The organism is Actinoplanes sp. NPDC049265, from assembly GCF_043197135.1.
Classification (GTDB): domain Bacteria; phylum Actinomycetota; class Actinomycetes; order Mycobacteriales; family Micromonosporaceae; genus Actinoplanes.
Window position 1 is genome coordinate 274,221 of record NZ_JBICSP010000008.1, and the last position, 24,921, is coordinate 299,141.

Consider the following 24,921-nt stretch of genomic DNA (forward strand, 5'->3'; position numbering starts at 1 on the left):
TTTCCCGCCCAGTTGTACCGGTATCCGACATTGGCTAGCATTGCGGCGGTGGAATCCGACTACGACGAGCTTGACCGCCGCTTGGTGTCGGCCCTTCAGGTCAACGGCCGGGCCCCGTTCAGCTCGATAGCCGAGGTGCTGGGCGTGTCGGATCGGACCATTGCCCGTCGTTATGCCAGGTTGCGGTCGGCGGGTGCGTTGCGGGTGCTCGGCTCCGTCGATCCGACCGCGTTGGGCGCGGTGCGGTGGTTTCTGCGGGTGCGGTGCGCGCCGACCGCCTCGGTTCCGGTTGCCGAGGCGTTGGCCCGGCGGCCCGATACCTCCTGGGTCAGTCTCACTTCCGGCGGCACCGAGATCACTTGCACGGTCCGCACCGAAAATGAAGCCGACAGCGAGGCGTTGTTGCTGGCCAAGCTTCCTCGTACGCCTCGGGTGGCGGGTGTCACCGCCCACTCCGTGATGCATTCCTTCTATGGCGGTTCGGACAGCCTGGTCGCCAAGATCGGCCTGTTGGATCCTTCGGCGGTCGAGCGGCTGCGCCCGCCGCCTGCGCCGTCTCGTCCGGGTCCAGTGCGTCTCAATGACGGTGACCGCAAATTGTTGGCAGCTCTGGCCATTGATGGCCGCGCCGAGTTGGAGCAACTGACCACCGTGACCGGCTGGTCACCGACCACTGTCCGCCGTCGGATGTCCGAGCTGCGCGGGCACGGCGTCCTGTACTTCGACATAGACGTGGACGGCCGCCTATTCGGTGTCGGCCCCCGCACCTTGCTCTGGCTTTCGGTTCTCCCCGCCCACTTGGCGGAGGCCGGCGCCGCCTTGGCCGCACATCCCGAGATCGCCTTCGCCGCTGCCACGACCGGCCCCTCGAACCTGATCGGCAGCGTCGTGTGCGCAGACCAGCGCGAGCTCTACCGCTACATGACCACCCGGGTCGCCGCACTGCCCGGCATCACGCGGGTCGAGACCGCCCCGGTGATCCGGACTGTCAAGCAGGCCGGCAACCGACCTTCCTGACCGGCGGTCCGTGGGGTTATGCCCGGTTCGGTTAACGGTGAAGAGGCCGGGCTGTGTCTCGGTCAGGACCTGCCGGAGAAGCTGTTCCAGGAGCGGAACCTCACCTTCTAGGAGACCCCTGGCCGACGACCGAGGCTGGACCGAGCGCCTCGGCCAAGGGGCCGCTCGGACGGGCTGGATTCGGGAAGGCGGTAGCCATCAGCCGCCGGCGGTGGTGTGGGACGACGGCCGTACGCGGGTGATGGTCTCGTTCACCCGGGACAGCGGTAACGCCATCGTCGAGCTGGAAGATCTGGACGTGGGCGGGGGCGTCGTGCTGGACGTGGTTTGCGGGCACGACTTCGCACCGGTCCTCGAAGCGCTCGCGGATATCGGCCGGCCCACGCCGGCAACGTTCCGGGTGCTCACCAAGGCTTTGCTGGCCCGCTTTCCGGTGTACGACAACGACGGGGAGCAGTCGCGGCCGGTCAGCGCGGCGTTCCTCGCGGGGCTACCCGACTGACCGCGGGCCGGGACGTGCGATTCAGCGGACTCACAGGCCGCTCACAACGGCGGGACAACGCGCGGAGCGACTGTTGGCTCATGACCGACATGCTCACCCAGCCGCCGCGTTCCCACCGTCGTGACTCCCTGTGGCCGCGCCGGGTAGCCGGGGGCGCCGCGCTCCTCGCCCTGATCGGTGGCGGGGGAGTGGCCGGCGGCGTCATCGCCGACCACTACCGCACCACAGACACCGCGGCCGCCGCGTCGTCCAGCACCGGCACCGCCACCCCGATCGTCAACAGCGGCACCGCCACCGACAACCTCGCCGCCGTGGCCGCGAAGGTCTCGCCCAGCATCGTCACCGTCATGGTCGACGGCGCCCGTTCCTCGTCGCTGGGGTCGGGCGTGATCCTCGACTCGGACGGGCTGGTGCTGACCAACAACCACGTGATCGCGTCCTCCTCCGGAGGCGGCACGGTCAGCGTCCGGCTCTCCGACGGGCGCACCGTACCGGCCAAGGTGGTCGCGGCCGACGCCACCCACGACCTCGCCCTGGTGCAGGCCACCGACGTGTCCGGGCTGACCCCGGCCACCTTCGGCTCCGACGACTCGGTCGCGGTCGGCGACACCGTGCTCGCCTTCGGCGCCCCGCTCGGCCTGGAGGGCACCGTCACCTCGGGCATCGTCTCGGCGCTGGACCGCAAGGTCGACACCGGCGACGAGAGCCTCACCGGCCTGCTCCAGACCGACGCCGCCATCAACGAGGGCAACAGCGGGGGCGCCCTGGTCGACACGTCCGGCCAGGTGATCGGCATCAACGTGGCCATCGCGACGGCCGGCGACGGCTCCACCGGCAGCGTCGGCGTCGGCTTCGCGATTCCGTCCGACACCGTGACTCAGGTGGTCAAGCAGCTCCAAGCCAGCGTGTGAGAGCCGCCCGGAGCTCCCGCACCGGTCGCGCCGAACTCCAGGCGACCTCGAAGTCCGGCCGCAACAGCAACGACTCACCCGGCCCCGCGTCCTCGACGACGCGCACCCGGTCCCGCGGGACCCGCCGGCCGAGGCCGCCACGGTCGACGAACAGGAAACCGCCGGCCCGGGCCAGCGTCGCGAGGCGGGTGCCGTCGGCCAGGACGGTGTCCGGCACCTGCGGGCCGCCGGCGATCAGGTTGGCCACCCGGAGCAGGGCCGGCTCGTCGGTCAGCAACTCGCCGACGAGCGTACGCAGGGCGGTCACCTCCGGCCCCGGCCCGACGAGCACCGCCTGGGCCATGGTGTGCATGACGACGCGTTCGGCCATCGGGCGCCGCTCCGACTCGTACGTGTCCACCAATGCCTCCGGCGCGTGCCCCCGCACCTGCGCCGCGAGCTTCCAGCCCAGATTGACCGCGTCCTGCAGTCCCAGGTTGAGGCCCGGCCCGCCGATCGCCGAGTGCACGTGCGCCGCGTCTCCCACCAGCACGACCCGCCCGCGACGGTAGGCGTCGGCCAGCCGCGTGTTCCCACCGACCGTGCGGCGCAACATGTGCGGACCGTCCCCCGACGGTTCCCCGACGTCCAGCGGCACCCCGAGCACCCGTTCGGCCGCCGCGCGCAGCTCCGCAATCGTGAACGGCTCGTCCCCCGGCGGGGTGCGGTCACTCACGCTGAGCAGCCGGCGCCCGTCCGGGAAGGGTGCGTACGCGATCAGCCCCCGCTCCGTACGCGTATGCCGGAACGGCGGAATCACCCCGAAGCCCGGCACATCCAGCCCGCCGCTCCGATGCACCAGCCGCCGTGGCACCCCCACATGAGCCGCCCGCGACACCGAGTCGTCCCGCGTCACCCCCGGAAACCCGATGCCGGCCGCCTTGCGTACCACGCTGTGCCCGCCGTCCGCCCCGACCAGCCAGCGGGCCCTCACCTCGTGCCCATGGTCGGTCTGGACGGTGACACTGTCCGGTCCCTGCTCGAAGCCGGCCACGCCCACGCCCCGCCGGATCTCCACGCCGAGCTCGACCGCCCGCGCCGCCAGCATCTCCTCGATGCGGCGCTGGGGCGCGAGGATCGTGTACATCGGGTTGTCCGCGCCCAGCCGGTGCAGCGGCAGGGGGAGCGCGGCGAACATGAACCGCGGGATCGGCTCGGGCGGCTTGTCGCTGCCGGTGAGCCGTTCCAGCAGGCCGCGCCGGTCCAGCATCCGGACGACCTGGCCGGCCAGCCCGTTGGCCCGCTGCTCGGCCGCCGGCTCGGCTCGGCGCTCCAGCACCAGCACGCCGGCGCCGTGTAACGCCAGCTCACAGGCGGTCATCAGCCCGTTGGGGCCGGCCCCCGCCACCACCACATCGATCATTGCCTCTCACTCCTCAAGATCAACTTCAATTTCCATGTACGTGCACAGTGGAGTTCCGTCATCACGGCCCCGGACCGTAGGTGGTCCAGCCCGTACCCACCGCCGGGTTCTCCCGATGGGTCACCCGCGTTCGCAGCGGCGGGCGCCTGCCGCCCGCCCCGACCTACGGTTTTGGTGGTAGCCCAGGGCGCCTTCTGAGCTTCGGGCCGCCGTCTCCGCTTTGTGGTCGCTCGTGGCGCCTTCTGTGTTTCGGGCGCCGCCTCTGGCTGCCGCCGTGGTGCCTGGTGGTAGCCACGGGCGCTGTGCGAGGCGGGGATGCCGCTTCCGGTTACCACTGGTGTGTTCGGTGGCAGGCAGGGTGGCCGGCGATGCGCTGTGGCCGGGGGCGTGGCTGTCCACAGGTGGTGCCGCTTGTGGACAGTTGTTCAGATCGTCGAATTCGGGCGCTACGTTCTGACCCACCCAGTGCCGGGGTGGGGGAGGTGGCGGCGCGGCGGGCTGGTCTTGATCTTGGCGGGTGCGGCTTGGGGGAGGGGGCGGCGCGGCGGGCTGGTCTTGATCTTGGCGGGCGCGGCTGCAAGTGCGGGTGTGGCTGCGGGCAGGGCGGGACCGCCGGCGGCGGAGCGTTTGGTCGTCAGCGAGTGCGACGGCGGGCAGCCCGGGGCGAGACAGGTATCTCGGCCACGGCGGGCTGTCGGTAGCTGGTCAGAGACTGCGACGACTTCGGCGGCGGCCGGCCGGTCGGCGGGGTCTTGTGGTTGGGGCGATTCGGTAAGCACTGAACGATTCGAAAGTGGATCAGAACTCGGACGATTCCGGCGGGGCCCGTTCGAAGGCCGGTCCCGGTTTGGCGGCGGAGGCGGCGGGGTCAGAGTGGCGGAGAGGGTCGGGTCACGGTGTGGCGTCGAGGGTGGCGGGGTCAGGGTTCGGCGGAGGAGGAGGCAGGTCGGGGCCTTGGCGCTGGGGTGGCGGGAGGCCGTCTGACAGTAGGGTCAGGGCTTCGATGATTCGGGACGTGAGCACCGCCGGTGCGTCGGTGTCGCGGGCGGCGGGGTTGCGGCCGGCCTGCCACTGGTTCATCGCGGCGTTGATGGCGGCCAGGATCGCGGCCGCCGCGACCTGGGGGTAGAGGTCTTGGGCGCCGGTGCGTTGGGCGATTACCCCGGTCAGGGCTTCCTGGGCGCGGGCGCCGGCGCGCAGGAATTCGGCCTGGAGGGCCGGGTGCTCGGACATTGTGCGGACGCCGGCGAACCAGCGTTCCCGGTCGTCGGAGGTCGGGTCGTGGGGCTGGTCGAAGGGTGAACTCGGTGGCCGTTGCACCACGCCGACGACGGCGGCCCGGATCGAATCCCAGAAGGGTTCCCCGTCTGGTCGGGCGCGCAGGTTGTCGACCATCTGGAGGTAGCGGTCGAGATGCCGGGCCGCGATCGCCTCGCCCTTGCTGGAAAAGTAGTTGTTGAAGGTGCGTGGTGACACCCCGGCCGCCGCCGCGATGTCTTCCACCAGGACGTTGTCGAAGCCGCGCTGGACGATCAGGCGGACGGCGGCCCAGCTCAGCGCGGCCCGGGTCGCCTCCTTCTTGTCCTCGCGCAACCCCATGCCGACCACCGTACCAAAAACTGCGTGTCACGCAAAGATGCGTGGCACGCAATTAACTTCGACGGGTGCTACCGTACGGGTCGTCGAGGTGCGGCGTCGGAACGCCTCGTCGTGGACAGGTTGGTGGCGCGTGGTCACTACGTGTCTGGAGCCTGACAATGGTCACCCTCGTCATGGGCGCTCGCGGGAGCGTCGGCAAGCAGGTCCTCGATCAGCTGATCGCTCGCGGTGTGCCGGTCCGCGCGTCCGCCCGCCGTCCGAAGCCGGGCCAGTTCCCGCCGGGCGTCGACGTCCACGCCGCCGATCTGACCGATCCGGCGTCGCTCACTCCCGCTTTCGACGGGGTCGAGCAGGCCTTCCTGTACGCCCACCACGACGGCGTGCACGACGTGGTGCGGGCCGCCCGCGCCGCCGGTCTGCGACGGATCGTGCTCCTGTCCTCGGGCAGCGTCATCCACCCTACGTCGAAGGGCAACCCGATCACCGAGTCGCATCGCACGATCGAGTCCGCCTTCGCGGAGGCGCCGGATCTGACCGTGGTGCCGATCCGTCCGCTCGTCCTCGCCACGAACGCGCTGGCCTGGGCCTACTCGCTCAAGGAGTCCGGCGTGGTCGCCGTCTACCGGCCGGACGCCATGACCGCACCGATCCACGAGCACGACATAGCCGCGGTCGCCGTAGCCGCACTCTCTGCCGAAGCCTCGACAAGACCGCACCCTGAGAGAGACGGCGGCGGCGAAAGGAGGAACGGTGAAGATCATGCATCGGCACTCCTGACCGGTCCGGCCCGGTTGAGCCAGCGCGACCAGATCGCAATGATCGCTGCCGCCGCCGGCCGGAGCATCGACGTCGTCACCCTCACCAGGGACGAGGCGATCGCGCGGTTCGAACGGTTCATGCCCGCGACCGAGGCCGCGGCGGTGGTGCGCTTCGTGGACGACGCCGCCGCGGGAAACTCACCCGCGACCTACGCCGTCGAAAGAATCCTCGGCCGGCCCCCGCTGCCGTTCGAGCTCTGGGCGAAGGAGCACGCCGCCGATTTCAGAAGCTGACGGCGAGTTCCCAGAACTCGGTGCCCTTCTCGGGAGCTGACGGCGAGGACGCAGAACTCGGTGCCCTTTTCAGGAGCTGACGGCGAGGACGCAGAACTCGTTGCCCTCGGGGTCGGCCAGGACCTTCCACGACACGTCAGGGCCCTGGCCGACGTCGGCGTCGGTTGCGCCCAGCGTGCGCAGCCGGGCCACCTCCGCCTCCTGCGACTCGCCGGGATAGGGCGCCACGTCGAGGTGCACGCGTTTGCCCGCGCCGGGGTCGCCCGGCCGGCGAATGAACTCCAGATAGGGCCCGACACGCTGGGCCGACCGCAACTGTGCGATCTCGTCGGTCACCGACAGCACGGACCAGTCGGTGGCCGAGCCCCAGAACCGGGCCATCGCCCGCGGATCGGCGCACTCGACGACCACCGCGGCCAGCGGCCCGGTGTCCCGGTAGACGTCCCGCGGCTCCAGCACGCAGAACAGGTTGCCCTCCGGATCGGCCAGGACCGTCCACGGGACGTCGCCCTGGCCAATGTCGGCCGGCGTCGCCCCGAGATCCACGAGGCGACCGACCAGCGCCTCCTGCTCGGCCGCGGAGGTGGTGGCCAGGTCGAGATGGGCGCGATATCTGACCAGGCCCGGGTCGGGGACGGCGATGATGTCGAGGCCGAAGGCGTTCGGGTCGGGCCACCGGAAGCCGGCCGGCACGACGCTGGTGGCGCCGGTCTGGGCGGACGACGCCGCCCAGCCCAGCGCCGCCGCCCAGAACCGGCCCAGGGCCACGTCGTCGCGGGCCTTGAGGTTCGCCTGCACCACCCACAGCGCCATGCCGGTGATCCTATGGAATTCTCAGCCGGCCAGGTGGCCCCAACGGTCCTCCAGCTCGCGCCACGGGCCCTGGGCCTCGACCCGCCCGCCGATCAGAACGACCACGTGGTCGGCCTGGACCAGGGCAGCGCGCTTGGAGGTGGAGCCGACCACTGTCACGCCGTGCGAGCGGAGGGCCCGCCACAACTCGAGTTCGGTGGTGACGTCCAGGGCCGAGGACACGTCGTCGGCGATCAGCAGCTCGGTCCGCGGCGCCAGCGCACGGGCCAGCGCCAGCCGTTGCAGCTGCCCGCCGGAGAGCCGGGTGCCCTTGTGGCCGATCAGCAGCTGCAGACCGCCACCGGCCGCGGCCAGGTCGTGCGACAGCTGCGCCGTGCTGACCGCGTCGGCCGCGTCGACTGTGTACCCGAGCTGGATGTTGTCGGCCACCGTGCCGGACAGCACCCGGGGCAGCTGGGCGACGTACCCGACCTGGTTGGGCCGCAGGAACATCTCGGGCTGGTCGACCGCCTGCCCGTTCCAGGACAGCCGGCCAGTGTGGTGCACGATGCCGGCCAGCGCCCGCAGCAGTGAGCTCTTGCCGCTGCCGACCGGGCCGACGACCAGCACCAGCTGGCCCCGGGTCACGGTCAGGTCGACATCCTGAACGCCGACCGTGCCGTTCTCGTGGACCGCGCTGAAGCCGGACAGGGCCAGGTCGCGCAGCGGGTTCCGCTCGGCGGTGGGCGGCGCGGGTGCCGTACCCGTCGCGATGTCCACGCCGGGCACCGACGAGGAGTATTGCGAGGCGCCCGACATGGCCACCGTGCGTCTGGTCCAGACCCGGGCCGACGGGAAATGCGACACCAGCGACGCCGCGACCCAGGCGAACCAGCGGGCGCTGCCGAGCGTGGCCACCGCGATCAGGGTGGCCGGCGCGGACAGGTCGCCGGTCAGGTAGAGCGCCCATGCCGCGATCGGCATCAGCCCGCTCAGCACCGACGGCGTGGACCGCGCCCACACCTGGATGGAGATCTCTTTGCGCTGCTTGACGCTGCGTTGCGCGTCCAGGTCGGCGAGGTGGTCGAGCACCGGTTCGGTGGCGCCGGCCAGTTTGACCGTACGCGCCGCCGACAGCGAACTGACCAGCGCGGTCGCGAACGCCGCGCGGGCCGCCACGGTGCGCCGCGCAGCCGCCTCGAGCCGGGGACCGAAGAGTGTGGCGGTCAGGCCGGAGACGGCCATCGTGCCGATGAAGAACATCGCCGGCACGAAACTGCCCGACGTCAGCGTCATCGCCACGATCATCAGCACGCTCATGGACAGGTCGATCGTGTTGTCGGCCAGCATCACCACGCGTTCGGTGTCGCCGCCCTGGGCGACCACCTCGGCCGGGGTGTGCTTGCTGACCCGGCGCGGGCCGATCTGCCCGTGCACCAGGCGCAGGCTGATCCGCAGCATCTGCCGGACCCACCACTCGGGGAACCAGGCGCCGGTGTAGAAAAGCGTCGGGATGGCCACGATCAGGCCGGCCGCGATGCCGATCGCGGGGTAGAGCGGGTCGCCGACGCCGTCCACCACCTTGGCCCACAGCAGCGGCAGGATCGCGCCGTCGAGGCCGAGCATGACGAGCACGGCGAAGAACGCCACGGCGCCCAGCCCGTACCTCGGGTCGTTGGTGGCCAGCCGGACGATCTCGCGCAGCGTGCGTGACCGGGGAGCCTCGGGCAGCGGCGGCGGGTCGGCCTTGGGCAGGTTGTTGACCAGCGCGTCGGCGCCGACCTCGGCCTCGAAGGCGGCGTCCCAGTCGTGCTCGGCCAGCAGGACGCCGCCGGTCGGACCGCCCGTGGGCACGGCGGCGTTGCTGGTGGCGAGCAGTTCGGCGAAGCGGCGCGAGGTGCGCAGCGGGCCGGCTTCGAGCACCTCGCCGTCGGCCAGCACGACGACCTCGTCGCAGCGCTGCACGGAGGAGAGCCGATGCGCGACGATGATGCCGATGCGGCCCTCGAGCAGCCGGTCGGTGGCGCGCTGCACCCACGACTCGGTGACCGGGTCCATCCGGGCGGTGGCCTCGTCGAGGATCACCACCTGGGGGTCGCGGACCAGGATGCGGGCGAACGCGACCAGCTGTTCCTGGCCGGCCGACAGTTTGTAACCGCCCTCGCCGAGCTTGGTCTCGACGCCCTCGGGCAGGCTCGCCACCCACGGGGTCAGGCCGAGTTCGGCCAGCGCGGCGCCGGCCCGGTGGATCAGCTCCCGGTCGAACAGCGCGATGTTCTCGGCCAGCGTCCCGGCCAGGATGTCGGTGCGCTGGGGCACGATCGCGGTGAACCGGCGCAGGCCCTCGATGTCGAGGTCGTTGATGTCGGCGCCGGCCAGGAAGACGGTGCCGCGGGGCACGTCGACGGCCCGGGTCAGGATCTTGGCCAGCGTCGACTTGCCCGATCCGGTGCGGCCGATGAGCGCGTACGACCGGCCGCGCTCGAAGGTCAGCGTGACGTCCCGCAGCGCCGGCGGCCGCCCGGAGTCGGCCTCGCCGTACCGGAACGTCAGGTCGCGCACCTGGAGATCGCCGTCGCGCGGGTCGGCGCCGCCGGTGGGCTCCTGCGGCACCGCCCGCAGCAGCTGCACCCGGCTCCAGGCACCGAGCGCGTTCTGCAGCTCGGGCACCATCCGCGTGACGTGTTCCAGGGTGCCGCCGAAGCCCAGCGCCAGCAGCCAGATCGCGGTCAGCCGGGCCCCGTCGATCAGCCCGGCGACCAGCGCGATCGCACCACCCACGACCAGGACCGCGATGAGGGTACGGGTGATGGCGCCGGCCCCCATCGTGATGCGCGACGACCGACGCCACACCCGGCGTCCCCGGACCAGCACCTCACGCGCCCGCAGCGCGTAGAGCTTGAGGACGTACGGTGCGGCCAGGCTCGTACGCACATCGTCCTGGCCATGGATCGCCTCCTCCATCACCGCGGCCAGGTCCGACCAGGCCTCCTCCTCGGCGATCCGGGCCGGTCCGATCCGCGCGATGGGCCCGCGCATGGTGACCACCAGCAGCGCTGACACCAGCACCATGGCGACGCCGGCGGGCCACCACACGAGGAACGCGGTGAAGATCGACATCGTGGCCACGGCCAGCGACTGGACGATCCGTACGCCGCTGCCGCGCATCTCGGACCCGACCTGGTAGACGTCGCTGTCGATGCGGTCGAGCAGCTCGCCGACCGGGGTGTTCTCCAGCGTCGGCAGATCTTGCCCGAAGGCGACCCGGTTGAGGCCGCGACGGACCCGGGCGGCCCAGTCGGCGGTCAGCCCGGCGGCGATCAGCCCGACCGCGACGTCGCCCAGCACGGACACCACGAGCGCGGCCGCGAGCAGCGTGAACATCGTCATGGATCGATCGACGAGGACGCCGCCGGCCAGCGCCAGCGCGCCCGCCTGGCCGATCGCACCCAGCAGGACCAGGAATCCGATCAGGAAGGTCCGGAGCGCGGACGTGTCCCAGAGGTCACGGAGCAGGCGCATGCGGACTCCTCGCAGAAAGTGGGTCGGGCGGTGCCTCCATCCTGCGGCGGACGGGTGAGCGCTTCAACGGAATTACGTCGCCCGCCGTTGTCACACGTGTCACCCTCACGGGCGTGGATGTTCCCCCGGCGGTTGTGGCGAAGGCGCGGCTCGCGGCCTCGAACGCGTGGCTCGACGGTCTGCCCGCTCTGGTCACGGCGCTGGCCGAGCGCTGGAAATTGGCCGTCGGCCCGGTGTTCCCCGACGCCACCGAGGCCTGTGTGATGGCGGTTACCCGCGCGGACGGGACGCCCGCCGTACTCAAACTGATCGTCCCCGGGCCTGGGACGGCCGCGCGGGACGAGATCGCGGTGCTGCGGCTGGCCGCGGGCCAGGGCTGTGCGAGGTTGCTCGAGGCCGACGAGGGGTGCGGCGCGTTGCTCCTGGAGCGTCTGGGCCGATCACTGTACGAGCTGGGCCGCCCGTTCGAGGAACGGCTGGTGATCCTGGCCGACGCCGCCCGGACGGTGTGGCGACCGGCCACCGGCCTGCGCTCCGGGGCCGAGAAGGGCCGGTGGCTGATCGACTTCATCGAGCGCCGCTGGGCCGAGCTGGACCGCCCGTGTCAGCCGCGCACGGTCGCCCACGCCGTCGCCGCCGCCGAGCGCCGCATCCGCGCCCACGACCCGGACCGGGCCGTCCTGGTCCACGGCGACGTGCACCAGTGGAACGTGCTCGAGTCCGCCGCCGGCTTCAAGCTGGTCGACCCGGACGGCCTGATCGCCGAGCCCGAGTACGACCTGGGCGTCCTGATGCGCGAGGACCCGCTCGAGCTGATGGCCGGCGACCCGTGGGAACGGGCCTACTGGCTGGCCCGGCACACCGGCACCGACCCGGTCGCGATCTGGGAGTGGGGCGTGGTCGAACGCGTGTCGACGGGCCTGGTGCTGGCCGGCATCGGCCGGACGGAGATCGCCGGCCAGATGCTCGGCGCCGCCGACGAGTTGTCCCGCCACGCCTGACGGCTGTTTCACCGAGCGTGGTGTTCACTCCAGTCCGACAACGGCCGCAGCGCGGAGATCAGCTCTTCGGCCCCGGGCGTGAGCGCGTACCTGATCTGGACCGGCGTACTCGGAATGACCGTACGTTCGATCAGGCCGTGCGCCTGCAACTGCTTGAGCCGCAACGTCAGCTGCGGATCCGAGATGCCCGGGACCAGCCGGCGGTACTCGGTGAAACGGCGGGCGCCACGAGCACCGGCGAGCAGGATCGGACCGATCCAGCGAACCCCGATGATCTCGATCGCGCGCAGGATGCGGCGGCAGTTCTCGTCCTCGATCGGCCCGTCCACTTCTCGAAAGTAAGCAACTTAGGTGCGCTTTGCCAACCCGGATCAGCGCGCCGGATGCTTTTCCTGTCCGGCATGGAAGGGGAGCGTCATGGAACGACGAGTGGACCGGGTGTCCGATCGGATCGACCTCGGTCCGACCGCGATGTCCGATCGCAGCATGCTGATCATCGCGCCGGGTGACGACGCCCGCACCGATCCGTTCCTGCTGATGGGCGAGGAACTGGTCAATCAGCCGGGATTCGAGTGGCATCCGCACCGGGGGATGGAGACGGTGACCCTGATCCTGGAGGGAGCGCTGGAGCACGGCGACAGCCTGGGCAACGCGGGCGTGCTCGGGCCCGGTGACGTGCAGTGGATGACCGCGGGCCGAGGGATCATCCACCGTGAGGTCGCGGCCCCCTCGGAGCGCGCCCGGGTGATCCAGCTGTGGCTCAATCTGCCGGCGGACAAGAAGTTCGTGCCCACCGGCTATCAGGATCTGCGGGCGGGCATGCACGCCGTACACACCGAGCCGGGTGTTCTGGTCCAGCTCATCTCCGGCGAGACGGCAGCGGTACGGGGACCCGCGGTCAACCACTGGCCGATCCTGGGCATGCTGGTCACGCTCGACCCGGGAAGCACGTACCGGCAGCTGCTCGCCGGCGACGAGCGTGCGTTCGCCTATGCGATCGACGGCCGGCTGACGGTCGGTGGCCGCGTTCTGCGTACCGGGCAGATCGGCTGGTCCGACCCGGTTGCCCAGCCGAGCGTCCCGTCCACGCTGACCCTGAACACAGGCGACGGCGACTCCCCGACGACGGTGCTGCTGTTCGCCGGCCGCCCGATCGGTGAGGCCGTCGTGTCCAGCGGCCCGTTCGTGATGAACACGGTCGCCGAGATCCAGCAGGCCTACCGCGATTTCCACTCCGGCGCCTTCGGCAGCATTCCCCGCCACACCCGCCTGCCCGCCAGTTGACCGCTGGCCCCCAAGCCCAGTGGTAGCCCGAGCGGCATTCGCCGGCCGGACACCGCCCTGGCTACCACCACAAAGACCGACCGGGCACCGCCCAGGGCAGCACCACAAGGAGGAGCGGACGGGTGGGTGGGTCAGGGTGCGGTGTGCAAGGTGAGGACGGTGATCTCGCTGGGGGCGAAGACTCGGAAGGGCGGGCCCCAGAAGCCGGTGCCGCGGCTGGTGTAGAGCTGGGTGCGTTCGCCGTGGCGGGTCAGGCCCTGCAGGGACGGCTGGTCGGTGCGGACCAGGTAGTGGAACGGCCAGATCTGGCCGCCGTGGGTGTGGCCGGAGATCTGCAGGTCGACGCCGTGCTCAACCGCGCCGCCGATCATCTGCGGCTGGTGGGCCAGGAGCAGGATCGGCAGGGACGGGTCGGCCCCGGCCAGCGCGGCGGCATGGTCGGCCTGGTGACCGGGCAGGCCGGAACCGGCGGCGGTGCGGTCGTCGACGCCGGCCACGACCAGGCGGTCGCCGCCCCGCTCGACCACGATGTGCCGGTTGTGCAGGGTCTCCCAGCCCAGGGACTCCATGTGCTCGACCCAGGGCAGGGCGCCGGAGAAGTATTCGTGGTTGCCGGTCACGTAGACCCGGGCCAGCGACGCCCGCGCGTCGGCCAGCGGCGCCGCCTGGGCGAGGCGCTGGGACACGTCACCGTCGGCGATGTCGCCGGTGTGCGCGAGGACGTCCGCGTCGAGGGTGTTGACCACGTCGATGACGCCGCGGGACCAGCGCGCCCGGTCGATCGGGCCGTAGTGGGTGTCGGTCAGCAGCACCACGCGCAGCCCGTCGAGGCCGGGGCCGAGGCGGGGCAGGACCACGTCGACCCGGCGGACGCGCGAGACGCGCATGGCTTCGGCGTACCCCCACAGGAGCAGCACCAGCGCGATCAGCGCGACCACCACGGTGACGACACGTGACCGGACCGGATCGGCGACCCCGGCGACCGCCAGCGCCGCGCGCAGCAACAGGCTGAGCACCGACCAGGTGAACAGCACCCAGACCACGCCCAGGCTGGTGTCGCCGGCGACCGCCGCGCCGTCGCGATGCGCGCCGCCGTGGCCGCGCATCATCAGCAGCGGGAAGCCCACCATCCACAGCACCCACAGCACCGTCAGCGTGACGAAGACCGGGGTCGGCCAGTCGTTGCCCGCGGCCACCAGCGTCCACCACGACGTGCCGAACAGCAGCAGGCTCGCCCCGGCGATGATCAGACCGAAGACCGCCGCGCGGGACGCGTTGCGCCGGGGGCGGGGCGGCGTTTCGACGGTTTCACCGGGAGTGGTCACCAGGCGAAGCGTACGCGGGATAAACAGCCTGCGAAGCAGCGAGGCCGGGCCAGCGCGCCCGCAGTTCGCGTTCGGTGCCCGCGAAGTTCGCGGCCAGCCGGGGCAGCACTCCGTCGGTGGCCTCGACGCCCACCCGCAGCGTGTGCAGCAGCTGGCCCCGCCGCGAGAAGCCCATCGGGTGGGGCGGGTCCGCGGCCAGCAGCTTCGGCAGGCGGGCGAGGCGGACGACGGTCCAGGCGGCGACGGCCGCGGCCAGTCCCTCGGCCCACGCACGGTCGGTGGTCCGCCCGGTGATCTTCCGGTACGCCGATTCGACGCGCCCGCCGACGAACGCCGGCACCCGCGCCCAGCACGGCCCACCGTAGAACGGGAGCCGGAAGTGGGCCACGTCCAGCATCGGGTGCTGCGCGGCGGCGTCCTCGAAGTCGAGCAGCCGGGCCCGCCCGCCGGTGATCCGGCAGTTCTGCGGGGCCAGGTCGCCGTTGGACAGCGCCATCGGCCCGGAGCAGAGAATCTCGCGTACCTCCGCCGCGTCGAGCATGTCCAGGAAGATCCACGACGCCCGCAGGCCGTCGGCCTGGCCCAGCGTCGCCACGTGCATCCGGCCGACCGCCTCGGCCAGGGCCACGAAACCGGCAGTGGCCGCGGCCGCGTCCGTACCCATCAGAAGATCTTCCAGGGCCGGGCCGTCGCCCAGGTCCTCGAGCACGAGCAGGCCGGCGCTGTCGTCGGTGGCCAGCAGTCGCGGGCCGGCGTCACAGCCCAGCTCGTCGAGCAGCAGCAGCGCGGTCAGCTCGCGGTGGAAGCCGTCCCGGCGGCGGACGTCACCGGGCGCGCGGCGCATCTTCACGATCACCGTGCGGCCGTCGTCGGCGGTGCAGCGCAGCAGCCGCGGGTTCACCGCGATCCGGTTCGACCAGCCCTCGGTCACCGGGCGCGCGGTCGCCGGCGTGACGCTCGCGCCGCCCGGCAGGTCCATGCCGGTGAGCCTATGCGGGCGGGTGACCCAGCCGGTGCAGCAACTCGGCCGGAATCACCAGGTCAGCCCGCTCCCGGGTGGCCAGGATGACCTGGGCGTTGCGCTCGTCGGTGCCGGTGGCCCACTCGACCGCGGCGTTCTCGTCCTTGCCGAAGCGTCGGTGCCGGTCGATCAGGCGGCGGATGCGTTCCTCGTGGTCGAGGTCGGCGTACCAGACCTCGTCGAGCAGCGGCGCCACGCCCGCCCACGGGCCGTCGCCGACCAGCAGGTAATTGCCCTCGGAGACGATCAGGCGGGCGTCGCGGAAGACCGGGATGGCGCCGGCGATGGGCTGCTCGATGACCCGTTCGAAGCCCGGCGCGTAGATCACGTCGTCCTCGTCGGCGTGCAGCCGCTGGAGCAGGGCGGCGTACCCGAGGGCGTCGAAGGTGTCCGGTGCGCCCTTGGCGTGGCGCCGGCCCAGCCGGTCGAGTTCGACGTCGGCGAGATGAAAACCGTCCATGGGTACGTGGGCCACCCACGCCGAATCGATGGCTTTCACCAGTTCCTCGGCCAGCGTCGTCTTGCCCGCGGCCGGGGCGCCGGTGATGCCCAGGATCGCCCGGCGCCCATCCTTGACCAGCGCCCTCGCGCGCCGGACGAGGTCGTCGAAGGTCATGTACGGAACCTACAGCCGGACCGTCTCGTTCTCGCCGGCGTCCGGCTGCCGGCCGGTGACGGCGGCCTTGGCGTAGCCGATCAGCGTGAGCACGGTGCTGCTGTGCGCGGCGTCCCAGTATTCCGCCGTCTCGGCGTGCACCTTGACCAGGGTGAGGCCGGGCGTCTCGAGGCCGTCCGGGAACCAGGCCTTCAGCGCCGGGCTCCACAGCTCCTCGGCCTTCTTGGGCGCGTCGGTGCGCATCGCCTCGCCCGAGATCGAGATCCAGGCCTTGTGCTTGCTGTCACTGAAGGCGACGTTCACCTGCGGGTGGACGCCGATCTGGGCGACGAGATCGGAGTCACCGTACGCGAAGAACCACAGGTCGCCGTCGAACTCCACGTCCTGTACCGCCATCGGCCGGCTCACGTGCCGCCCCTGGTCGGTCATCGTGGTCAGCATGCAGATCCTGGCCTCCTTGACCAGTTCCTTGACGGTCTCCCGCTTCTCCTGCTCGGTCTTCTCGGCCACGGGGTGCTCCTCCGACTCGGTGGGTTGTCCGCACCTTCGTCTTCCCTCACCGAGCGTCCCCAACCATCCACTTCCGGCCACCTCCGGGTACAAATACCGCCCGGGCCTACCACAGGGTCTGGGGTGGTAGGCCCGGGCGGTCTCCGGGCGGGGAATACCGCCCGGGGCTACCACTGGGTTTCGGGGTGGCAGGCGGGGGCGGGAGGTCGCCCGGGGCCTACCGCTGGGGTCAGATGCCTAGGCGGAGGGCGGCTACGCCGGCGGGGGAGAGGGGGCGCGACGTGGCGCGCAGGAGGTCGCCGTGTACGCAGGCCGGGATCTGTTCGCCCAGCGTCTTCAGGGCCGGGTACAGGTCGAGCACGTCACGGTGGCTCAGGGCGCCCACCCCGATCAGGAGACCGTTCACCGAGCTGGGGTTGCGGGCCAGCTCGACGCAGAGCTCGTGGCGCCAGGCCTGATCCTCGACCCGGGTGGCGAACTCGCGGGCGATGCGGTTGCTGGCGGTGAACGCGAACTCGGCCGCCGCGTGCCGGCCGGAACGGGCCAGCACCGGGGCCAGGCGGACCGCGATGCCCATGCGTAACGCCAGCTCGGGCACGGTCAGCACCTCCAGGCCGAAACCGCACGTGTCACACAGGCGCTGGAAGGTGCGCGCGTGCACGACCGTGGCGGGGCGGGGGCAGTCACCGACCGGCCCGCAGACCGTGTCCATGATGATCTCGGCGAGCGTGCCCTCCTCGTCGAAGCGGCCGACGCCGAAGAAACTGCCCGGCGTCGCCCGATAGCGGGCCAGAGCGGCGCGCTCGGAGGCGTAGCCGTCCGGGTCGACGCCGATGCGGGGGACACCGAGGTGGGTGTTCAGCTGAATGAGCCGGAACATTGGCCGCTCCCGAGGGTAGTGCTGCGGGTCTCTGCTCCGGGGTACGGGCGGCAGGCGGTAGCGGTTCATTCCTTACTTTGTGTAAGCGAAAAACTCCGCTTACTGCGGTGACCCGTCATCCGGAAGCAGTCGAAGGTTACGGCGTGTAGTGCGTACACGCTAGACGTCAGGAGTGCCAGCATCCCGGTCAGGATCGCTGTGAGTGAGGAGTCGAGAGCGTGCCAGGCCACCGGCAGCGCGGTGATCCCGAGCACCACCGCCGCTTCGACGGCCGACTCGGCCAGTCGCAACGGATCGATCGCACGGTTTCCGGTCATGGTGAGTCACCCTGCCGTCCGAGCCGGTCCGGCCGCTTCGGCCCGGGGACCGATCCACGCCTATGACTTTCGGCCGAGTCGGCCGGTCGGCGGAAAGGCCGAAGCTTGATCGTCCGTTGGTGCGGTGCTTGCCTCTCACCGGCCCGGATGCCTGTTGACCTGGGATTTGAGCATTAGCGTGGTGATCTACGAAAGTCGGATCGCCGCCGTCCGATAAGGGAGTGGTCCGGTAGCGAAGGAGGAAGGAACGCGGTGACCGACACGGCCACGCCGGCCTGGGCGACCCTGCCGGCGCTGATGTACCACTCGGTGTCCGCCATCGGCGGGCCGCTGGGCGATCTCGCCGTGCCACCGAGCCGTCTCACCGAGCACTTCACCGCTCTCACCGCGGCCGGGTACCGCCTGGTCGGGCTGGCTGAGGCCCTCGACCTGCTCGCGGCCGGCGCTGACCTAGCCACGGGCGCGGATAACGCCGCCGGCCCGGGTAAGGCCGCCGGCAGCACCGACAAGCTGGTCGCGGTCACCTTCGACGACGGCTACCGCAACTTCCTCACCGCGGGACTGCCGGTCCTGGCCGCGACCGGCGCCCGCGCCACCCTCTACGCCTCGGTCGGCCACCTCGGTGACCGGGCCGGCTGGCTCGGCCGCTGGGCCCCGGACTTCGGCCGCCTGCTGACCTGGGACGAGCTGGCCGAGGTGGCCGACGCCGGCGTGGAGATCGGCAACCACAGCCTGGTCCACCACCCGCTCGACGTGCTGCCGCCGGACCAGCTGCGCAACGAGATCGTCCGCAGCCACGGGGAACTCGAGCAACGGCTGGGGCGGAAGGTGCGCGGGTTCGCGTACCCCCACGGCTACAACGGGCGGCGGGTGCGGGACGTCGTCCGGGAAACCGGGTACGACCACGCGACCGAGGTCGGCCGGCGGCTGCACCGGCCCGGCGACAACCGGTTCGCGGTGCCACGCCTGCAGCCGACGCCCGCGCACACCGGCGAGGACCTGGTCGCGCTGGTCTCCGGGGGCGGGTCGCAGCTCGTACCGCAGATGAAGCGCCTGGCCCAGCCGGCCTGGCGGGTGGCGCGCAAGGTGGCGCTGCGCAGTGGACGGACGCTCACGTGAGCGGCGGAGCGCACCGCGCGCCCAGCCGCTTCGGCCGGCGCCAGGCCATCGCCGGGATCGCCGCGCTGGCCGTCGTGCCGACCGCCGCGGTGGTGGCCGGGCAGGTGCGCACCCGGACGCTGCCGGCCGAGGCGACCACCGGACCGTCGCACGCGCCGTCGGCCGCGGCTTCCGGGCCGGGTAAGGGGTCGAAGCCGTCCGGTGCCGCGGTGGTGGGCAAGGGCGGGGGACCGGTGCCCTACCGCGGTGGCAAGACGATGCTGGGCGCGTACCTGGATCTGGAAGGCATGTCGGCGGCCCAGGCGATCGCGTTGCGCCGCCGGCAGACCGGGCGCGACCCGCGGATCCTGCACACCTTCTATGCCTGGCAGGACACCCTGCCGCGGTCGTTGCCGTGGCTGCCGGACGACTCGTACCCGATGATCTCCTGGCGCGGCACCGACCACGCCTCGATCCTCTCGGGTAGGTTCGACGACCTCATCGCTCGCAACGCCAAGCAGCTCAAGCGGCTCGGCCGGCCGGTGCTGCTGCGCTGGGGCTGGGAGATGAACGGCGACTGGTACCGCTGGGGCGGCCCGCAGAACAGCAACAACCCGGCCAATTACGTACGCAGCTGGAAGCACCTCCGGAAGATCTTCGCCGACCAGAAGGCCGACAACGTCTCCTGGGTGTGGAGCCCCAACTGGAACGACAAGCCGGACGCCGCCTGGAACGCCAAGCCGAAGTACTACCCCGGCGACGACCAGGTCGACTGGGTCGGTGTGTCGGGCTACAACCTGCACCGGGAGCTTCCGGGCCAGCTCTTCCAGGGCATCTACGACCTGTACGGCGCCAAGAAACCGATCATGATCACGGAGACGGGCTCGGTCGACCGTGGCGGCCGCACCAAGGCCGACTGGACGACGGCCCTGGCCACCTGGGTCGAGCAGCACCCGGCGGTCGGCGCGGTGGTCTGGTTCGACACCGACACGCACTACAACTACCACGAGAAGTGGCGCGTCGACACCGACCCGGAGTCCCTCGCCGCGTTCGTCGCGATGGCCAAGGACCCGCACTTCAGCGCCTGACCCGGCGCCCCATGCGTGCGGCCGAGCCGCGGGTCAGGCGGCGGGGCGGCTCAGCCGGTTCGCGAGTTCGGCCGCCCGGCTCAGCTGCCCGGCCCGCGCCGTCGTCCGCACGGTGCGTCGCAGCAGCGCGGGCACACGCACGGTCAACGTATCGGTGACAGCGGTACCGGGCCCGGCGGCGACCAGACCGGTGACGATGTGCACCTGGACGCCGCCCCGGCTGCGGATGTCGAAGACGACCCGCGCGCCCTCGCCCGTCTCCTCCGGCCAGAGCCGGACCGCGATCGGGTTGTCCATCCGCAGCGGGCCGGCCAACCGCAGCCGCTCCACGGCGGTGAACTCGGTGACCCCGTCGCTCTCCCGGATGTCCCGCACCGCGACCACATAGGGGTTCAGCCCGACGTAGAGTTCCGGATCGCACAGGTGCGCACCGACCTCACCGGGCGGCGCCGCGACAGTGAACTCATGGACGAGCGTCAGCTGACTCACGCGGGCAAGATAACAGCGCGGCGCCCGGCCGGGGCGGGATGGTCAGGTGGCGGCCCGCTCGGCCGCCGCGACCGCGTTGCGGAACAGCATGGCCACAGTGGTCGGGCCGACCCCGCCGACCCTCGGCGTGATCGCGCCGGCCACCTCGGCCACCGACTCGTCGACGTCGGGCAGCAGCCGGCGGCCCTCGTAGCGGACACCGGCGCCGATCACCGTCGCGCCCGGTCGGACGTGCTCGGGCTGGACGATGCCGGGCACGCCGGCCGCCGCGACCAGGACGTCCGCCCGCCGGGTGTAGCGGGCCCAGTCCGGCACGCCGGTGTGCACCACGGTGACGGCGGCGTTCGCGGTCGGGCGCTTCTGGGCCAGCAGCATGGCCAGCGGCCGGCCGATGGTGGCGCCACGGCCGAGGATGACCACCTCGTGGCCGGCGACCGGGATCTCGTAGTGGGCCAGCAGCGCCTCGATGCCGGCCGGCGTGCACGGGACCGGGCCGGGCCGGCCGCTCGACAGCCGGCCCAGGTTGAGCGGGTGCATGCCGTCGACGTCCATGTCCGGGTCGACGGTCATCAGGGCCGCGTCGTAGTCCAGGTGACCGGGGATCGGGTATTGGATCAGGAGGCCGTGCACCGCCGGGTCGTCGTTGAAGCGGGCGATCGTACGGTGCAGATCGTCCTGCGTGGCGTCGGCCGGCAGGTGCTCGTGCGGGGACACGAAGCCCAGCTCGGCGGCCTGTTTCTGCTTGATCCGGATGTAGCCGGCGCTGGCCGAGTCGTCACCCACCAGGATCGTCGCCAGCGACGGCTCGACACCGCGGGCGCGCAGGTCGGCGGCGCGGCGGGCCACGTCGGCCAGGACCGCCTCGGCGACCGGCGCGCCGGGCAGCAGCCTTGCTGTGTCAGTCATGCGATTCTCCCGCGTGGGCACCCAGGCGGACGGCACCCACGACCGCGCTCCCCGATGGTGGTCGCCATCCTCGGTGCCGCCAGTCGCGTGAGGATCTCCAACCTACCCTGCAGACCAGTGGTAGCCCTGAGGGGTATCCGCGACCCGAATGCCGCTCAGGCCTACCACTGAATCGCCAGTGGTAAGTCTGGGCGTATCCGCCCGGGCCTCCCGCGGAAAGGGCCGGTGGGAGGCCCGGGCGGTATGCGCGACCGGAACGCCGCCCAGGGCTACCACTGAATCGGCGATCGGCGGCCGGGCGGCGGCGTCAGGACTGAGCGGCCGCGACGATCACCGTGCGGTACGCGGCGGTGTCCCCCGCGCGATACAACCCGATCGTCATCCGGCTGGCCGACGGGAGCCGTAGCGTCGCCCCCCAGGTGCCGTCGCCGCCGGCCACCCGCCGCTCGATGATCCGGTTGCCGGTCGGGTCGGTGACCACCACCGAGTACGGACCGTCGGCCTCGACCAGCCCGGTCGCCCGGATGTCGACGTCCCAGCCGCCGTCGCTGCCGACCGGGCCCGGCAGGTCGGAGTAGAGCGTGGTGACGGTGACCCGGTAACTGTCCTGCGAGCTGGTGTACGACAGCCAGCCGGCCCCGCCGACCACGGCCAGGACCAGAAGCATCGGCAGGAGCTGCTTGACGACCGTACGCCGCTCGACCCTCTGCTCGGGCGACCGCGGCGCGAACGGCCCGGGCAGCGGCGTGGCCGTCTCATCGGTGATCCTGGGAATGAGCTCGGTCTTCGGGCCCTCCTCGTCGTCCTCCTCCTCGCCCTGCCAGACCCGCTCCGGCACCGCCCTGAGGGCGAGCATCGCCAGCGTGATCCCGGCGGTGGCGAGCGACCAGGAGACCCGGTCGAGCTTGAAGCCGGCCACGTAGAGCACCAGCCCGGCGACGATCATGGTGGCCAGCGACAGGCCCGGCACCAGGACGGTCCGCTCGACCGCGCTGAGCGCCCGGTAACGGAAGATCAGGGCGTTCAGGGCCAGCCCGGGCAGCAGGCAGCCGAGCGCGATCCCGCCGGGAATGGCCAGCGCGCGCGGCCCGGCCAGCACCGACGCGGCCGCGGCGATCGTGGCCACCGCGAACAGGAGCGCTGTCGATCGAAGGACGGGCCGAGCCCGTTCACGCACGGTAAGCCCGTTCACTACTGGACCCCCATCCGGTAGATGCGCACCGTGCCGTTGTCGTAGAGCCGGTCCACGTCGGTCAGCGCGTCGAACTTGGTCAGCTGGCGGGTGGTCAGCGGCTCGGTGATGCGGCCGGCCCGCGGGTCGTTCTCGAAGTACGCCTCGCTCTGCGGCAGCTGGGTGCTCAACCGGCGGTCCACCACCAGGTAGTTGACACGGATCCGGGCGACCAGCTCGTCCTCGTTCAGGCCCCACTCGTCGGCGTAGTAGAGCGGCCCGACCTCGCGCACCGGGTCCTGCCGGCCGTAGGTGGACGCCAGCGACACCGACGTCACGTCACCGCCGACCCGGTTGCCCCGCCCGAGCACGGTGAGCTCCCACTTCGCGGCGTCCACCCCGTACGCGTCGACCGAGCGCTCGAACCCTCCGGCCAGGTACGGCCCCGGCAGCAGCGACCCCAGCGGCGGCCAGCCCCCGGCCCGGGCGCCGATCATCAGCAACGTGACCAGCGCCGAGCCGGCCAGCACCCGGACCACCAGGTTGCGCCCGGTCGGCGGTGGCGTGGCCAGCGCCGGCGCCACCCAGTGCCGGCGCCCGGCGGTGTCCCGCGACGGCAGGATCTGCACCGCCCGGACCAGCGCGATCGCCGCGATGATGGAGATCGGGATGTACGTGAAGGTGGACAGCCGCCCGGCGATCTCCGGACCGTTCTGGCCGAGGAACCGCACCCCGTTGCCGGCGAAGAACACCAGCCCGCCGATCACCGCCGCCCAGCGCCAGCTGTCCCGGTCGTGCCGGATGACCATGTCCCGGGCGACCGCGATGAACAGCACGAGCAGGCCGAGCAGGCCGGAACCCTGCAGGATGAGCTGGTAGAGCGGGGCCGACGGCGCGGCCGCGGAGGCGCCGCTGCTACCCCCGAGCAGGGTGTCGACCGTGGTCGCCACCTGCTGGACCGGCTCCTCCAGGTACGAGATGACGTCGCGGGCCACCAGCAGGATCCAGGCCGTCACCACGGCTAGCGCGATCGCCGGCATGGCCAGCGCCGACCAGCGCCGCGGCCGCTCGGTGAACAGTTCCGTGACCCCGAGCAGGGTGAGCGTGGCGACCAGGGCGAACGCGGTCACATGGTGGCTGACCGCGGTCATCACCATCGACCCGATCGCGACCACCTGGAACGGTTTGCCACCCTCGGCCCGCCACCGCCGGGTCGCCCAGATCGCCAGCATGAAGAACGGCAGGGCGGCCGTCTGGTAGAGGAACATCGAGCTGAAGAACAGATAGTGCAGGGCGGTGGCGTACGTCGCGCAGGCCACTCCGGCGACGGCGGGGGAGTTGCTGGCCCGCAGCACGCAGACGAACAGCACGCCGACGAAGACCAGGTGGGCCACGCCGGCGACGATGATGCCGGCCGCGCTGACCGGCAGTCCGGTCATCGACGACATCGCGGCGCCCATCTCGGCCAGGCCCGGGAAGTGCACCGCCGGGGGCAGGGCCGGGTTGGGCTGGAACAGCTTCCCGGTCTCCATGATCGTCGTGGTCGCCAGCCAGTGCTGCAGCTCGTCGGGGAAGCGGAACTGGTCCGGGCTGTACATCCACTTGAGCAGGTACTGGTTGATGGCCAGGCCCATGACCAGCAGGAACGACTCGGCGACCCCGGCCATCCGTCGGCTGAGCAGGCGCAACACCACCGGCGTGAAGACGACCACCTGGCCGATCCAGTAGGCGATCGGCGCGCTCTCGGCGCCGGACCGGCCGCCGGTGTAGGACAGGGCCACGAGCAGGACGCCGAGGCTGGACAGGAGCAGGACCCAGGGCGCGCGGCCCAGGTCGTAGGGGCCGCCGCGGGGCGCCTTGCGGCGGTCGACCGCTGGTTGCGCGACGGGGGCGGCCACCGGGATCTTCTGGGTACGCGGTGAGCGCCCCGGGATCACGGTGATGCGGCGCGTCTCCTCCGCCCCGGGGATGATCCGCCTGGTGTCCTCACCCGGGATGATCTTGACGGTTTCCTCGCCGGGGATGATCCGGACCGTCTCGTCGATCGCCGGGATGACCTCGGTTGGATGCTCAACCTCTACTTGACCCTCAACCTCAGCCTCATCTTGAGGTTGAGAGTCGACCGCTTCGTCCGTTTCTTCTGGGGCTGTTTCGGGCGTCTTATGAGTTTCGTCCGGTTCGTCGTCCCTGACCGCGGCTTCAGTCTCGGCTTCGGTTTCCGGCTCCGCCTCGGTCTCGACGGAGGCCTCGGGCTCGGTCTCCGGCTCGTCCTCGACCGCGGCGTCGTCCTCGGTCTCCGCCTCGGTCTCGACCGCGGCGTCGGTCTCGGCTTCGGTTTCCGGCTCCGCCTCGGTCTCGACGGAGGCCTCGGGCTCGGTCTCCGGCTCGTCCTCGACCGCGGCGTCGTCCTCGGTCTCC

At 71.6% G+C, this 24,921-nt stretch carries 22 protein-coding genes, 1 pseudogene and 1 riboswitch; of the genes and pseudogenes, 8 read left to right on the forward strand and 15 right to left on the reverse strand.

Annotation, left to right across the window (positions count from 1 at the left end):
- Nucleotides 1–48 precede the first annotated feature (48 nt).
- From ACGFIO_RS21430 to ACGFIO_RS21440, 3 genes are all read left to right on the forward strand, one after another.
- Nucleotides 49–1,017, forward strand: a complete 969-nt coding sequence (locus tag ACGFIO_RS21430) for an Lrp/AsnC family transcriptional regulator (protein WP_392828039.1) — start codon at nucleotides 49–51, stop codon at nucleotides 1,015–1,017.
- Nucleotides 1,018–1,228: 211 nt separating this feature from the next.
- Nucleotides 1,229–1,519 (forward strand): hypothetical protein, encoded by a 291-nt coding sequence (locus ACGFIO_RS21435; protein ID WP_392828040.1) that lies wholly within the window; start codon nucleotides 1,229–1,231, stop codon nucleotides 1,517–1,519.
- Nucleotides 1,520–1,599: 80 nt separating this feature from the next.
- Nucleotides 1,600–2,430 (forward strand): S1C family serine protease, encoded by an 831-nt coding sequence (locus tag ACGFIO_RS21440; RefSeq protein WP_392828041.1) that lies wholly within the window; start codon nucleotides 1,600–1,602, stop codon nucleotides 2,428–2,430.
- Here ACGFIO_RS21440 and ACGFIO_RS21445 read toward each other — a convergent pair.
- Both ACGFIO_RS21445 and ACGFIO_RS21450 read right to left on the reverse strand, forming a co-directional pair.
- On the reverse strand, nucleotides 2,405–3,832 hold the full coding sequence (locus ACGFIO_RS21445; protein ID WP_392828042.1) for an FAD-dependent oxidoreductase: 1,428 nt from the start codon (nucleotides 3,830–3,832) through the stop codon (nucleotides 2,405–2,407). The two genes, ACGFIO_RS21440 and ACGFIO_RS21445, sit on opposite strands and share 26 nt — an antisense overlap.
- Before the next feature lie 891 nt (nucleotides 3,833–4,723).
- Nucleotides 4,724–5,431, reverse strand: a complete 708-nt coding sequence (locus tag ACGFIO_RS21450) for a TetR family transcriptional regulator (RefSeq protein WP_392828043.1) — start codon at nucleotides 5,429–5,431, stop codon at nucleotides 4,724–4,726.
- Nucleotides 5,432–5,589: 158 nt separating this feature from the next.
- On the opposite strand from ACGFIO_RS21450, the gene ACGFIO_RS21455 reads away from it, so the two are divergent.
- The gene (locus tag ACGFIO_RS21455; protein WP_392828044.1) at nucleotides 5,590–6,483 is read left to right on the forward strand and encodes an SDR family oxidoreductase; all 894 of its coding nucleotides are present in this window, start codon (nucleotides 5,590–5,592) and stop codon (nucleotides 6,481–6,483) included.
- A 69-nt stretch (nucleotides 6,484–6,552) separates the two neighbouring features.
- Here the strand turns inward: ACGFIO_RS21455 and ACGFIO_RS21460 are convergent, their stop codons facing one another.
- Together ACGFIO_RS21460 and ACGFIO_RS21465 are read right to left on the reverse strand one after the other, a co-directional pair.
- The gene (locus ACGFIO_RS21460; RefSeq protein ID WP_392828045.1) at nucleotides 6,553–7,296 is read right to left on the reverse strand and encodes a VOC family protein; all 744 of its coding nucleotides are present in this window, start codon (nucleotides 7,294–7,296) and stop codon (nucleotides 6,553–6,555) included.
- A 21-nt stretch (nucleotides 7,297–7,317) separates the two neighbouring features.
- On the reverse strand, nucleotides 7,318–10,797 hold the full coding sequence (locus tag ACGFIO_RS21465) for an ATP-binding cassette domain-containing protein (RefSeq protein ID WP_392828046.1): 3,480 nt from the start codon (nucleotides 10,795–10,797) through the stop codon (nucleotides 7,318–7,320).
- Between the two features lie 113 nt (nucleotides 10,798–10,910).
- Here ACGFIO_RS21465 and ACGFIO_RS21470 point away from each other — a divergent pair, with 113 nt between their 5' ends.
- Nucleotides 10,911–11,798, forward strand: coding sequence for an aminoglycoside phosphotransferase family protein (locus ACGFIO_RS21470; protein WP_392828047.1), 888 nt, complete (start codon nucleotides 10,911–10,913; stop codon nucleotides 11,796–11,798).
- A gap of 8 nt (nucleotides 11,799–11,806) precedes the next feature.
- Here ACGFIO_RS21470 and ACGFIO_RS21475 read toward each other — a convergent pair whose 3' ends face one another.
- Entirely contained in the window at nucleotides 11,807–12,127 is a 321-nt protein-coding gene (locus ACGFIO_RS21475; RefSeq protein WP_392828048.1) for a winged helix-turn-helix transcriptional regulator, read from the reverse strand.
- A gap of 88 nt (nucleotides 12,128–12,215) precedes the next feature.
- On the opposite strand from ACGFIO_RS21475, the gene ACGFIO_RS21480 reads away from it, so the two are divergent.
- Nucleotides 12,216–13,082, forward strand: a complete 867-nt coding sequence (locus ACGFIO_RS21480; protein ID WP_392828049.1) for a pirin family protein — start codon at nucleotides 12,216–12,218, stop codon at nucleotides 13,080–13,082.
- A 131-nt stretch (nucleotides 13,083–13,213) separates the two neighbouring features.
- Here ACGFIO_RS21480 and ACGFIO_RS21485 read toward each other — a convergent pair whose 3' ends face one another.
- From ACGFIO_RS21485 to ACGFIO_RS21510, 6 genes are all read right to left on the reverse strand, one after another.
- A complete protein-coding gene (locus ACGFIO_RS21485) occupies nucleotides 13,214–14,407 on the reverse strand; it encodes a metallophosphoesterase (protein ID WP_392828050.1) in 1,194 nt (397 codons plus the stop codon).
- On the reverse strand, nucleotides 14,391–15,386 hold the full coding sequence (locus tag ACGFIO_RS21490; RefSeq protein WP_392828051.1) for a hypothetical protein: 996 nt from the start codon (nucleotides 15,384–15,386) through the stop codon (nucleotides 14,391–14,393). The genes ACGFIO_RS21485 and ACGFIO_RS21490 overlap by 17 nt, the downstream gene beginning before the upstream one ends.
- Nucleotides 15,387–15,396: 10 nt before the next feature.
- Nucleotides 15,397–16,044 carry a nucleoside/nucleotide kinase family protein gene (locus ACGFIO_RS21495; RefSeq protein WP_392828052.1) on the reverse strand — a complete coding sequence of 216 codons (648 nt, stop codon included), beginning with the start codon at nucleotides 16,042–16,044 and terminating at the stop codon, nucleotides 15,397–15,399.
- Nucleotides 16,045–16,053: 9 nt separating this feature from the next.
- Complete coding sequence (locus ACGFIO_RS21500; RefSeq protein ID WP_392828053.1) at nucleotides 16,054–16,554, reverse strand: pyridoxamine 5'-phosphate oxidase family protein; 501 nt, start codon at nucleotides 16,552–16,554, stop codon at nucleotides 16,054–16,056.
- A 229-nt stretch (nucleotides 16,555–16,783) separates the two neighbouring features.
- Nucleotides 16,784–17,434, reverse strand: a complete 651-nt coding sequence (locus tag ACGFIO_RS21505; RefSeq protein ID WP_392828054.1) for a hypothetical protein — start codon at nucleotides 17,432–17,434, stop codon at nucleotides 16,784–16,786.
- Between the two features lie 65 nt (nucleotides 17,435–17,499).
- Nucleotides 17,500–17,751, reverse strand: coding sequence for a hypothetical protein (locus ACGFIO_RS21510; protein WP_392828055.1), 252 nt, complete (start codon nucleotides 17,749–17,751; stop codon nucleotides 17,500–17,502).
- 252 nt (nucleotides 17,752–18,003) lie between these two features.
- Here ACGFIO_RS21510 and ACGFIO_RS21515 point away from each other — a divergent pair, with 252 nt between their 5' ends.
- Together ACGFIO_RS21515 and ACGFIO_RS21520 are read left to right on the forward strand one after the other, a co-directional pair.
- Nucleotides 18,004–18,870 (forward strand): polysaccharide deacetylase family protein, encoded by an 867-nt coding sequence (locus ACGFIO_RS21515; protein ID WP_392828056.1) that lies wholly within the window; start codon nucleotides 18,004–18,006, stop codon nucleotides 18,868–18,870.
- Nucleotides 18,867–19,937 (forward strand): glycoside hydrolase family 26 protein, encoded by a 1,071-nt coding sequence (locus ACGFIO_RS21520; RefSeq protein ID WP_392828057.1) that lies wholly within the window; start codon nucleotides 18,867–18,869, stop codon nucleotides 19,935–19,937. The genes ACGFIO_RS21515 and ACGFIO_RS21520 overlap by 4 nt, the downstream gene beginning before the upstream one ends.
- 33 nt (nucleotides 19,938–19,970) lie before the next feature.
- Here the strand turns inward: ACGFIO_RS21520 and ACGFIO_RS21525 are convergent, their stop codons facing one another.
- The 4 genes and pseudogenes from ACGFIO_RS21525 to ACGFIO_RS21540 all read right to left on the reverse strand — a co-directional run.
- The gene (locus ACGFIO_RS21525) at nucleotides 19,971–20,426 is read right to left on the reverse strand and encodes an SRPBCC family protein (RefSeq protein WP_392828058.1); all 456 of its coding nucleotides are present in this window, start codon (nucleotides 20,424–20,426) and stop codon (nucleotides 19,971–19,973) included.
- A 42-nt stretch (nucleotides 20,427–20,468) separates the two neighbouring features.
- Nucleotides 20,469–21,332, reverse strand: a complete 864-nt coding sequence (locus tag ACGFIO_RS21530; protein WP_392828059.1) for a bifunctional 5,10-methylenetetrahydrofolate dehydrogenase/5,10-methenyltetrahydrofolate cyclohydrolase — start codon at nucleotides 21,330–21,332, stop codon at nucleotides 20,469–20,471.
- Nucleotides 21,333–21,344: 12 nt separating this feature from the next.
- Nucleotides 21,345–21,429: riboswitch (ZMP/ZTP riboswitch) on the reverse strand.
- Between the two features lie 210 nt (nucleotides 21,430–21,639).
- Nucleotides 21,640–22,509, reverse strand: coding sequence for a hypothetical protein (locus ACGFIO_RS21535; protein WP_392828060.1), 870 nt, complete (start codon nucleotides 22,507–22,509; stop codon nucleotides 21,640–21,642).
- Nucleotides 22,510–22,523: 14 nt separating this feature from the next.
- Nucleotides 22,524–24,921 (reverse strand): annotated as a pseudogene (locus ACGFIO_RS21540) (hypothetical protein); the annotation flags it as partial.